Here is an 11,178-nt window from a genome sequence, read left to right on the forward strand (position 1 = left end):
CGCCCTCCCCGCTGGAGAGGGCGGCGGCCCCGTGCAACCGGCGCATGCGGTCAGGCGGCCCGCTCGCCCCGCCCGCGCGCCGCGCGGATGATGTCCGCGTAGCGGTACCCGCTGCCCTTGACCGTGCGCACCTGCGTGGCGTAGTCGACGTGCACCAGGCCGAACCGCTTGTCGTAGCCGTACGCCCACTCGAAGTTGTCGAGCAGCGACCAGGCGAAGTACCCGGCGACCGGCGCGCCCTTGGCGGCCGCCCGCGCGACCGCGGCGAGGTGGTCCTCCAGGTAGCGGGCGCGCTCGGGGTCGTCGACGGTGCCGTCGGGACGCACCACGTCCTGGTAGGCAGAGCCGTTCTCGGTGACGTACACGCTCCGCGCGCCGTACTCGTCGGTGAGCCGCAGCAGCAGCTCCTCCAGGCCGTCCGCGTACACCTCCCAGCCCATGTACGTGTGGGGCCGCTCCGCGACCGGCGCGTCCACCATCTCGGCGAACGGCGCGGGGCCGCGCGGATCGTCCCGCACGAACTGGCGGAAGTAGTAGTTGAGACCCAGCCAGTCGAGCGGCGCGGCGATCGTCTCCAGGTCGCCCTCGCGCACCGGCAGGTCGACGCCGTAGACCTCCACCATGTCCTGCGGATAGCCGCGACCGTGGATCGGGTCGAGCCACCAGCGGTTGGTGTGGCCGTCCGCGCGCACGGCGGCGGCACGGTCCGCGTCGCTGTCCGACGCGGGCAGGATCGGGCTCAGGTTGTTCACGATGCCGACCCGGGCGTCGGGCGAGGCGGCCCGTATCGCCTGCACCGCGAGCCCGTGTCCCAGGTGCAGGTGGTACGAGGTGCGCACGGCGGCCGTCAGGTCGCGCACGCCCGGCGCCATGGCGCCCTCCAGGTGGCCGATCCACGAGGAGCACAGCGGCTCGTTGAGGGTCGCCCAGTCCTTGACGCGGTCGCCGAGGCGCTCCACCACGACCGACGCGTACCGCGCGAAGTGCTCGGCGGTCTCCCGCACCGGCCAGCCGCCCCGGTCCTGCGACGCCTGCGGCAGGTCCCAGTGGTAGAGCGTCGCGAAGGGGGTGATGCCCGCTTCGAGCAGCCCGTCCACCAGCCGGTCGTAGAAGTCGAGGCCCGCCTCGTTCACCCGGCCGTTGCCGTCGGGCACGATCCGGGGCCAGGCCAGCGAGAAGCGGTAGGCGTCCACGCCGAGCCGGCTCATCAGGCCGATGTCCTCGGGGACCCGGTGGTAGTGGTCGCAGGCAACGTCGCCGTTGTCGCCGTTCGCGACCTTGCCCGGTGTGTGCGAGAACGTGTCCCAGATCGAGGGGGAGCGGCCGTCCTCGGCCACGGCCCCCTCGACCTGGTACGACGCGGTCGCCACGCCCCAGGTGAAGTCCGGCGGAAGGGCGTCGAGGTCGTTCACGAACTGCCTTTCGGAATCTGTCACTTGACGGCGCCCGCGGTGAGGCCCGTGACGAGGTAGCGCTGGAGCAGGAGGAAGCCGACCACCACGGGCACGCTGACGACAAGCGAGGCGGCCATGATCTGGTTCCAGTACACGTTGTTCTCGGTCGAGTAGTTCTGCAGGCCGATGGCGAGCGTCTTGGTGTTGTCGTTGGTCATGACGGACGCGAACAGCACCTCTCCCCACGCGGTCATGAACGCGTAGACCGCGACCGCCACGATGCCGGGCACGGCGGCGGGCACGACCACGCGGAACAGCGCGCCGAACGGGCCGCAGCCGTCGACCATCGCCGCCTCGTCCAGGTCGCGCGGCACCGAGTCGAAGTAGCCGATGAGCATCCAGATGGCGAACGGCAGCGAGAACGTCAGGTACGTGATGATCAGGCCGCCGCGCGAGCCGTACAGGTCAATGCCCGTGCTCTTGCCGATGTTGACGAAGATCAGGTACAGCGGCAGCAGGAAGAGGATGCCGGGGAACATCTGCGTCGACAGCACCGTCACCGTGAAGACCCGCTTGCCGCGGAAACGGTAGCGGCTCACACCGTAGGCCGCGAACACCGCGATGACCACGGAGCAGGCGGTCGCGGCCACCGAGACGATCGCGGAGTTCAGGAAGAACTTCGCGAGCGGCACGGTCGACCAGATGTCGATGTAGGGGCGGATGGTGAGGTGCGACGGGATCCAGGTGAACTTCGACTGCACGTCCTCCAGCGGCTTCAGCGAGCTGGAGATCATCACGTAGACGGGCAGCAGGGTGAACAGGACCAGGATCGTCAGCACGACGCGCCGGGTCCACAGGAACGACCGCGGGGGAGCGAGTGCGGACCTCGTGTCAGCCATCGGACGCCTTCCTTCCGCGCGAGGTGAGCGCCAGGTAGACGCCTGTGACGACGAGCAGGAACAGCAACAGCAGGACCGACATGGCGGAGCCGGAGCCGAAGTTCCACGACGAGAACGACGACTGGTAGATGTGGAACGAGATGAGGTCCGCGCTGCCCGGCGCGTTGCCGTTCTTGCCGAACAGCACGAACGGCGTGTTGAAGTCGTTGAACGTCCACAGGAACAGCACCAGCACCAGCACCTGGTTGACCGAGCGCAGCGACGGCATGGTGATCTTGCGGATCTGCTGCCACATGCCCGCGCCGTCGATCGCCGCGGCCTCGTACAGGTCGGACGGGATGTTCTGCAGGCCGGCCATCACGATCAGGAAGGCGAACGGCCAGCCCTTCCAGAGCGACACGACGAGCAGGGTGACGAAGCTGTTGTTGCCGATGAGCCAGAACGACGCGTGGTCGGTCAGGTGCAGCTGGTCGTGGATCAGGTGGTTCACCATGCCGTTGTCACGCTGGAACATGAAAGCCCAGGTGATGACGGCCGCGTACACCGGCAGCGCGTAGGGGATCAGGAAGATGGTGCGCAGTGTGCCACGGCCGCGGAACTTGTCCTGGAGCATGATCGCGGCAGTGGTTCCGAACAGCCAGCACAGGCCGACCGAGGCGACGGTGAAGACGACGGTGATCCAGAACGAGTGGAGCAGCGACTTGCCCACCGCGCTGTTGAAGTCGACGGCCACCTGGTAGTTCTTCAGCCCCGACCAGGGCGCGGCGCCCCAGTTGTGGATGAAGAACAGGGTGAGCTGCCGGAAGCTGATCACGACCCCGACGATCATGGGGATGACGTGCACGAGCAGCTCGAAGAGGATGGCGGGCAGGAGCAGGACGTACGGGATCGCCGAGCGGCGCAGCCGGCCGGGGATGCGCGGCCTCCTGCGCGCACCCCCGGGTCCCGACGTGCCCTCGCCGCCCGCGTCACGCGCACTGGGAGAAGTCACGGTGGCGGTCATCGGGCGGGCCTCACTGGGTCATCTGCTGCTGGGCCTTGGACAGTGCGCTCTTGACCGTGGCCTTGGTGACGGTCTTGCCGGCGGCCACGTCGGCCCAGAGGTTCTTCAGCGCGGTGCCGACCTGCGTCTCGTACTGGGACTCCGAGGGCACCTGGGGCAGCGGCGTGGCGCTCGTCTGGAGCGTGTTGGCCATGACCTTGATGTCGGTCTGCTGGAAGGCGGCGTTGCCGTCGGCGGACTTGATCGGCGGGACCGAGCCGTACGCCTTGTTGAGGATGACCTGCTCGGCGTCGCTGGTCATGAACTTCACGAACTTCTTCGCGCCGTCCACGTTCTTGGTGTTGTTGAAGATCGCCATGTTGATGCCGGCGACCATCGAGTTGACCTGCTTGCCCTGGCCCGGCGAGCCGGACTGCACGGGCATCGGCACCGCGCCCCAGTCGCTGGGGGACATGTGCTGGGACTTGAAGTTGCTGGCGGCGGCCTGCCACATGACCATCGCCGTCTTGTTCTTCGCGAAGTCCTGCAGGGACTGGTTCTGGGCGTACTCCGCGTTGCCCGGGTTGATGATCTTGTCCTTCTGCATCATGTCGACGTACTGCATGACCGCGTCGACCGCGCCGGGGGAGGTGAAGGTCGGCTTCCCGGACTTGTCGAAGAAGTCAGCGCCGTGCTGCTTGGCGAGGACATAGGAGATGTGGATGTTCTCCTGCAGGTTGCTGCCTTCGAGGCCGAGCCCCCACTTGCCCGACGTGCCGTTCTTGGAGATCTTCTTGCCGTCGTTGATCACGTCCGCCCAGGTGGTGGGGGGAGCGGTGATCCCGGCCTCGTGGAACATCTTCTTGTTGTAGTAGAGCGCGTACGCGAGCGAGTACAGCGGGACTGCCGCCGGGTCCTTGCCCGGTGCGCCCGCCGCGGCGACCGCGGAGGCGTTGAACCGGTCCTTGCCGCCGATCGCGTCGAAGTTCTTCGTGCTCCAGGGCAGCAGCGCGCCCGTGGCCTGCAGTGACGCGGACCAGGTGTTGCCTATGTTGAGCACGTCCGGGCCTTGGCCCGATGTGGTGGCCGCGAGGATCCTGTTGAGCAGGTCGGACCACGGGATGACTTCCAGCTTGACCTTGATGCCGGTCTTCTTCTGGAACTTGGCCAGCTCCGGGCCCAGGGTCTTCTTGTCGTAGGCGATGTTGGGGCCCTGGTTCGACGCCCAGTACGTCAGCGTCTTCGGCTGGTCGTTGCTGCCGCCCCCGTCGGAGGACGTCCCGCCGCCGCACGCGGCGAGCAGGGTGCCCATGACGGTGGCAAGGGTGACGGCAGCTGCGGCTCTGGTCTTGCGCATGTGAGGTGGCCCCTTTCCGGGGGTGGCTGCGTTCGAGAGTCGAACGGCCTCCATGACTTAATTTATGCCGTGATTTAAGAGGTGAGAGAAGGTCGCGTCAAGGCCTGGGACCGGGGTATGTTGCGTCACGGGAGGGAGCGCCATGGCTGAGCACGGCAGACGGACGGTGCGTGACCTGCGGCGGGGCAACCGCGCACGGGTTGTGCAACGGTTGTATTTCGACGGTCCGTTGAGCCGCCAGGAGCTCGGCGCGAGCACCGGACTGAGTTCAGGTTCCATCAGCAACGTCGTCGCCGAATTGGCCGCTGAGGGCGTGCTGGAGGAGGCCGGAGTCGTCGATTCCGACGGCGGCAGGCCGCGCACACTGCTGCGCGTCGCTCCCGCGGGCGGGGTGCTCATCGGGATCGACATCGGCGAGACGCGCGTCAGGATCGAGCTGTTCGACCTGTCCCTGACGGAGCTGGCCCGCACCGACCGCCTGCTCGCCCAGCACGGCTACGACGTCGAGCGGATCGTCTCGCACGTGAGCGGCGGTGTGGCCGAGGTGCTCGACACCGCGGGCATCGACCCCGCACTCCTGCTCGGCATCGGCATCGGCACCCCCGGCGTCATCGAGCGCGGCGGCCCCGGCGGCGCGGTGGTCCACGGGCCCACCATCGGATGGCACGCGGTCCCCTTCGAGAGGCTGCTGCGCGAGGCCGTCGACGTGCCGGCCGCCGCGCCGCTGTTCATCGACAACGGCGCCAAGACGCTCGGGCAGGCCGAGATGTGGTTCGGCGGCGGCAGGGGCGCCGGTTCCGCCGCCATAGCGCTGGTCGGCTCCGGAGTCGGTGCCAGCGTCATCAACGGCGCGGCGCTCGTCGAGGAGAGCCGGCGCAGGACCGCCTTCGAGTGGGGGCACACCACCGTGCGTATGAGCGGCCGCAGGTGCCGGTGCGGCTCCGTCGGCTGCCTGGAGGCATACGCGGGTGCCGAGGCGATGCGGGAGAGGTGGCACGAGGCCGGCGGGCCACTGCCCGCCGGCGCCGACGACGAGAGCGCACTCGCCGCGCTCCTCGCCGCGGCCTTCCCCGACGAGGGCGGTGCCGCGCCCGACCCGGTGGCCGTCTCGCTCCTCGACGAGACGGCCGAGTGCCTCGGCGCCGCGCTCGCCGACGTGATCAACATCTTCCTGCCCGACCGGGTGCTGCTCGGAGGCTGGGCCGGCCTGCTGATCGGGCCGCACCTGCTGCCCGCGATCCGGCGGCACGCCGAGCGTTACGCACTCGGGCACGCGATCGCCCGCACCAGCATCGACATGGGCGAACTGGGCCCCGACGCCGTCACCGTGGGGGCCGCCACACTGCCCCTCGCCGCTTTCCTCGCCCGGGGCGGCACCAGGCTGCGGGCCCCGTTCGCCGCGGACGACTCCGGCGCGGAGCCGGCTGTCCCCGCGGCGCGCGGGCGGCGTGCTCCCGCCGCGACCGCGGAAACGACGCGCTGACGTCTTCGGCGCTCGAGCACCGTACGTCACAATCCCGGGCCAACTGCCCGTACGCTGGCGGGAAATGGACAGCGGTACGGCGGGCTCTTGTCACGGTGTGTACTGACGACGTAACTTGACGGATTGCGAGACATCCTGCCGCTCAAGGGGGAGTTGACCCATGGCCGTAACCGGGCGTCACCGCCGCTACCAGCCGAGCCGCATCAACCGGGCGTCGCTCACGGTCACCGCCGGCGGCGCCGGCATGGCACTCCCCCTCATCGGAGCCGGTGTGGCGCACGGTGCCTCGGTGGACGTGTGGAACAAGGTCGCGGCGTGCGAATCCACCGGCAACTGGGGGATCAACACGGGCAACGGATACTACGGCGGGCTCCAGTTCACCCGGTCCACGTGGGACGCCTACGGTGGCACGGCCTACGCGCCGCGCGCCGACCTCGCCACGCGCGATCAGCAGATCGCGGTGGCCGAGAAGGTGCTCAAGGGGCAGGGCCCCGGCGCCTGGCCGGTGTGCTCGGGCCGGGCCGGTCTCAGCAGGGGCGGCTCCGCGCCGGGCATCACCACCGCTGCCGCCACCGATGCCCGCACGGCACCGAAGAGCACCCCAAGCGCCCGCCGGGCGGCGGACACGCGAAAGACGGAGGCGCGCAGGGCGTCGCCCACCGACGTACCGACGCGGCGCGAGGGATACACGGTCGCGCCGGGCGACTCGCTGTCCCAGATCACCGTGGACGAGCGGCTCGCCGACAGCTGGCAGCGCGTCTACGAGGACAACAGGAAGGTGATCGGGGACGACCCCGACCTGATCTTCCCCGGTCAGCGCCTCGTGCTGCACGTCCCCGTCACCGGCGACCGGCACGAGGTGAAGCCCGCGCCGTCCGAACCGTCGCACACCACGAAACCCGCCCACACGGCGAAGCCGGCGCCCACGCACACCGCGAAGTCCACGCACACCGCGAAGCCGTCCCACACGGAGAAGAAGCCGCACACCGCGGCGAAACCCGCCGCGCGGGCACACCACTCAGGCGGTGTGACGGCGCCCGTCCACGCGGCGATCGGCACGCCCTACCACGCGTCCGGCTCGTCCTGGTCCAGCGGGTACCACACCGGGGTCGACTTCCTCGTCTCCACGGGCACCTCCGTTCACGCCATCGAGGCCGGCACCGTCGTCACGGCCGGCTGGGGCGGTGCCTACGGCTACCAGGTCGTCATCAGGCACGCCGACGGCAAGTACAGCCAGTACGGGCACCTGTCCGCGATCAGCGTCAAGGTGGGGCAGAAGGTGGGCGAGGGGCAGCGGATCGCCAGATCAGGAGCGACCGGCAACGTGACAGGGCCGCATCTCCACTTCGAGATGCGCACGGGGCCCGCCTACGGCAGCGACATCGACCCGCTCGCCTACCTCAGGTCGCACGGCGTCTCCGTCTGACCGCGCACGCCCGGCCGGCGCCGCCGGCGGCCCCAGGGTGATCAGGACGAGCCCCGCCACCGACACGAGGCCGAAGGCGAGCGCGGCGAAGGCGCCCGCCGCGCCGTACCTGAACCCCTCGCCGAAGACCGTGAGCCCCACGGCCGCCGCGACCACCGGGTTGACCACCGTCACCACGGCGAGCGGCACAGCGAGACCCGCGCCGCGGTACGAGGCCTGGGACAGCAGCAGCCCGGCCACAGCCAGCACCGCGACGGCCGCCAGGCTCGGCAGGCGCACGCCGAGGCCCGTGGCGGACCACCCGTCCGCCACCGCCTTCACGAACACCGAGGAGACACCGAACGCCACACCGCCGGCGGCCGCCAGCAGCACGCTGCGCGACGCCCGCCCACCCACCAGCGCCGACGCCACGCACAACACGCCGACGAGGCCGAAGGACACCAGCGCGAGCACCAGCCGCTGCGATCCGTCGAGCACCTGCGCGTCCGCGCCGCGCGTCAGCGCCAGCAGCCCGGCGAGCCCGGCAGTGGCGAGCACAGCGCCCCGCCAGGCCCCGCGCCCCGCGGCCCGGCCGCCGAACACCGCCGCCATCGGCAGCGCGAAGACGATGGTGAGGGCGCCGAGCGGCTGCACGAGGCTGAGGGGCCCGCAGGCGAGCGCCGCCACGTGCAGCAGCGCTCCCGAGCCGTTCAGCAGCACGGCCGCCCACCACAGGCCGCTGCGCAGCGGCACCCAGGAGTCCCCGTGCCCGCGCGATGCCACCCGCTCCTGGAGGAACGCGCCGGCCGCGTAGGCGACGGCGGACACCAGGGCGAGGAGTACGGCTGCGGAGAAGGCGCTCATGCTCCAACGATCCCTCCACGCGGCCCGCCGGGGCGTCGTCCTCAAGAGGTCAATCGCGTGTACTGCCGGAGTAGTACGCCCTCGCCAGGGGTCATCCCGCAGGCGGTTCGCGACGCGGAACCGGCGAGCGGACAGGGTCTTCCGCCCCGGGCGAATCCGGGTGACCATGACGGGGCAGACGGGGACTGTGTCCGGCTACGACGGAGGAGCCGCGTGAGAGTGGGCCTGCTGACGAGGGAGTACCCGCCCGACGTGTACGGCGGAGCCGGCGTCCACGTGGAGTTCCTCGCCCGCGAGCTGCGCGCCCTCACCGACCTCACCGTCCACTGCTGGGGGTCCGGCCACCGGGCACCGCAGGACGAGGAGGGCGTCGTACGCCACCTCGCCGACGCGCGGCTCGACGGCGCGGGCGACGCCCTGCGCGCGTTCTCCGTCGACCTGGCCATGGCCGCGGGCCTCGCCGGCCGCGACCTCGTGCACTCGCACACCTGGTACGCGGGACTCGCGGGCCACCTCGCCAAGCTGCAATACGGGGTGCCGCATGTGGTGACGGCCCACTCGCTGGAGCCGCTGCGCCCCTGGAAGGCCGAGCAACTGGGGGGCGGCTACGCCCTGTCGAGCTGGGCCGAGCGCACGGCCATCGAGGCCGCGGACGCGGTCGTGGCGGTGTCGCACGGCATGCGCGACGACATCCTCGCCTGCTACCCGGCTCTCGACCCCGGCCGCGTCCACGTGGTGCACAACGGCATCGACACGGCGCTGTACCGGCCGGATCCGGGGACAGCGGCCCTGCGCCGTGCCGGGGTCGACCCAGGCCGCCCCTACGTACTGTTCGTCGGCCGGATCACCCGCCAGAAGGGCGTGCCGCACCTGCTGCGGGCCGCCCGCGCGCTGGACCCGTCGGCGCAGCTGGTGCTGTGTGCCGGTGCGCCGGACACACCGGAGATCGACCGCGAGTTCCGGGAACTGGTGGCGCGGCTCGGCGCGGAACGGGACGGTGTCGTCTGGATCCCCGAGATGCTGCCGCGCCCCGAGGTCGTGCAACTCCTCACGCACGCCTCGGTGTTCGTCTGCCCATCGGTGTACGAGCCCCTCGGCATCGTCAACCTGGAGGCGATGGCCTGCGGCACGGCGGTGGTGGCGTCCGCGGTCGGCGGCATTCCCGAGGTCGTCGACGACGGCGTCACGGGGCTTCTCGTGCCCTATGACGAGGGCGACCCCGGCGCCTTCGAGTCGGCGCTGGCCGAGGCGCTGGCCCGCGTGCTCGGCGACCCAGCGGGGGCCGCTCGCCTCGGGGCGGCGGGACGCGAGCGCGCGGTACGGGAGTTCGGCTGGGACCGGGTGGCCCGCCGCACGGCCGGCATCTACGAGGAACTGCTGGGCGATGGTCAACGGTAACGGGCAACGGTAGAACGGGTATCGGCAATGGGCAGGGGTGGGCAGTCATGCGCGGTGGACCTTCGGTGCTCGGGATCGTGCTGGCAGGCGGTGAGGGCAAGCGGCTCATGCCGCTCACGGCCGACCGGGCCAAACCGGCGGTGACGTTCGGCGGCTCGTACCGGCTCGTCGACTTCGTCCTGTCCAGTCTCGTCAACGCGGACATCCTGCGGATCTGCGTGCTCACGCAGTACAAGTCCCACTCTCTCGACCGCCACGTCTCCACGACGTGGCGGATGTCGAGCCTGCTCGGCAACTACGTCACACCGGTGCCGGCACAGCAGCGGCTCGGCCCGCGCTGGTACCTCGGCAGCGCCGACGCGATCCTCCAGTCCCTCAACCTGGTGCACGACGAACGCCCGGACTACATAGCGGTGTTCGGGGCCGACCACGTCTACCGGATGGATCCGCGCCAGATGCTGGCGCAGCACGTGGACAACGGTGCGGGTGTCACGGTGGCCGGCATCCGGGTGCCGCGCGCGGAGGCCTCGTCGTTCGGTGTCATCGCGCCCGGGGCCGACGGCGTGCAGGTGGAGGGCTTCCTGGAGAAGCCGGCCGACCCGCCGGGGCTGCGCGACGACCCGGGCAGGGTGTTCGCCTCCATGGGCAACTACCTGTTCACCACGAAGGTGCTCGTCGACGCGTTGCACCGGGACGCGGAGGACCCGCGCTCCGTACACGACATGGGTGGTTCGATCCTGCCGATGCTGACCGAGCGCGGCATGGCGCAGGTGTACGACTTCCAGGACAACCACGTACCGGGGGAGACGCCGCGCGAGCACGGCTACTGGCGTGACGTGGGCACACTCGACTCGTACTACGACGCGCACATGGACCTGCTGTCCGACCAGCCCGCCTTCAACCTCGACAACCGCCGCTGGCCGCTGTACACGAGCGCGCACCAGCTGCCGCCCGCGCGCTTCGTCGCGGGCGGCATCGCGAACGAGTCGGTCGTCGGCCCCGGCTGCGTGATCCGCGGGCAGGTGACCCGCTCGGTGCTCTCGCCCGGTGTCGTGGTGGCGGAGGGTGCCGTCGTCCAGGGGTCGGTGCTGCACGACAACGTCAGGGTGGGCCGCGGCGCCGTCGTGCGTGGTGCGGTCCTGGACAAGAACGTGGACGTGCCGCCGGGTGCGGCCATCGGCGTGAACGCGGAGCGCGACGGCTCGCTTTACACCGTCTCCGCGAACGGGGTCATCGCCCTCGGCAAGGGACAGGTGGTGAGCTGACGGCACGGGCCGCGCGGCGTCCCGCCGGTTCGCGATGCGGGACGCCCGGCTCTTGACCGCGACGGGCGGGGGTGCGAAGAATGAGCGCGCCTTGACAACGTTGTCCACATCCCGTCAGGAGGCGCGTCCGC

At 70.6% G+C, this 11,178-nt stretch carries 9 protein-coding genes; 4 read left to right on the forward strand and 5 right to left on the reverse strand.

Features of this window, described 5'->3' with window-relative positions:
• Positions 1–50: 50 nt before the first annotated feature.
• Genes IH48_RS0116425 through IH48_RS0116440 form a run of 4 tightly spaced genes read right to left on the reverse strand, consistent with a single transcriptional unit; the run spans position 51 to position 4,632 of the window.
• Positions 51–1,412 (reverse strand): GH1 family beta-glucosidase, encoded by a 1,362-nt coding sequence (locus IH48_RS0116425; protein WP_030904296.1) that lies wholly within the window; start codon positions 1,410–1,412, stop codon positions 51–53.
• A gap of 20 nt (positions 1,413–1,432) precedes the next feature.
• Positions 1,433–2,293: a carbohydrate ABC transporter permease gene (locus tag IH48_RS0116430; RefSeq protein ID WP_030904298.1), complete on the reverse strand. Its 861-nt coding sequence runs from the start codon at positions 2,291–2,293 to the stop codon at positions 1,433–1,435.
• A complete protein-coding gene (locus tag IH48_RS0116435) occupies positions 2,286–3,296 on the reverse strand; it encodes a carbohydrate ABC transporter permease (RefSeq protein WP_030904300.1) in 1,011 nt (336 codons plus the stop codon). Before IH48_RS0116435 ends, IH48_RS0116430 begins: the two co-directional genes overlap by 8 nt.
• Before the next feature lie 10 nt (positions 3,297–3,306).
• Entirely contained in the window at positions 3,307–4,632 is a 1,326-nt protein-coding gene (locus IH48_RS0116440; protein WP_030904302.1) for an ABC transporter substrate-binding protein, read from the reverse strand.
• Positions 4,633–4,774: 142 nt separating this feature from the next.
• On the opposite strand from IH48_RS0116440, the gene IH48_RS0116445 reads away from it, so the two are divergent.
• Positions 4,775–6,115, forward strand: coding sequence for an ROK family transcriptional regulator (locus IH48_RS0116445; RefSeq protein ID WP_030904304.1), 1,341 nt, complete (start codon positions 4,775–4,777; stop codon positions 6,113–6,115).
• A gap of 160 nt (positions 6,116–6,275) precedes the next feature.
• Complete coding sequence (locus tag IH48_RS0116450; RefSeq protein ID WP_030904306.1) at positions 6,276–7,541, forward strand: transglycosylase family protein; 1,266 nt, start codon at positions 6,276–6,278, stop codon at positions 7,539–7,541.
• Here the strand turns inward: IH48_RS0116450 and IH48_RS36290 are convergent.
• Positions 7,422–8,384 carry a DMT family transporter gene (locus IH48_RS36290; RefSeq protein ID WP_158710311.1) on the reverse strand — a complete coding sequence of 321 codons (963 nt, stop codon included), beginning with the start codon at positions 8,382–8,384 and terminating at the stop codon, positions 7,422–7,424. The genes IH48_RS0116450 and IH48_RS36290 overlap by 120 nt on opposite strands.
• A gap of 213 nt (positions 8,385–8,597) precedes the next feature.
• Between IH48_RS36290 and glgA the strand changes: the two genes are divergently transcribed.
• Both glgA and glgC read left to right on the forward strand, forming a co-directional pair.
• Entirely contained in the window at positions 8,598–9,782 is a 1,185-nt protein-coding gene (glgA, locus tag IH48_RS0116460; protein ID WP_030904309.1) for a glycogen synthase, read from the forward strand.
• A gap of 47 nt (positions 9,783–9,829) precedes the next feature.
• The gene (glgC, locus tag IH48_RS0116465) at positions 9,830–11,047 is read left to right on the forward strand and encodes a glucose-1-phosphate adenylyltransferase (RefSeq protein WP_030904311.1); all 1,218 of its coding nucleotides are present in this window, start codon (positions 9,830–9,832) and stop codon (positions 11,045–11,047) included.
• Positions 11,048–11,178 lie beyond the last annotated feature (131 nt).

Origin of the sequence: Streptomyces sp. NRRL F-5126, from assembly GCF_000721265.1 — a bacterium.
In the GTDB taxonomy this organism is placed as follows: Bacteria; Actinomycetota; Actinomycetes; order Streptomycetales; family Streptomycetaceae; genus Streptomyces.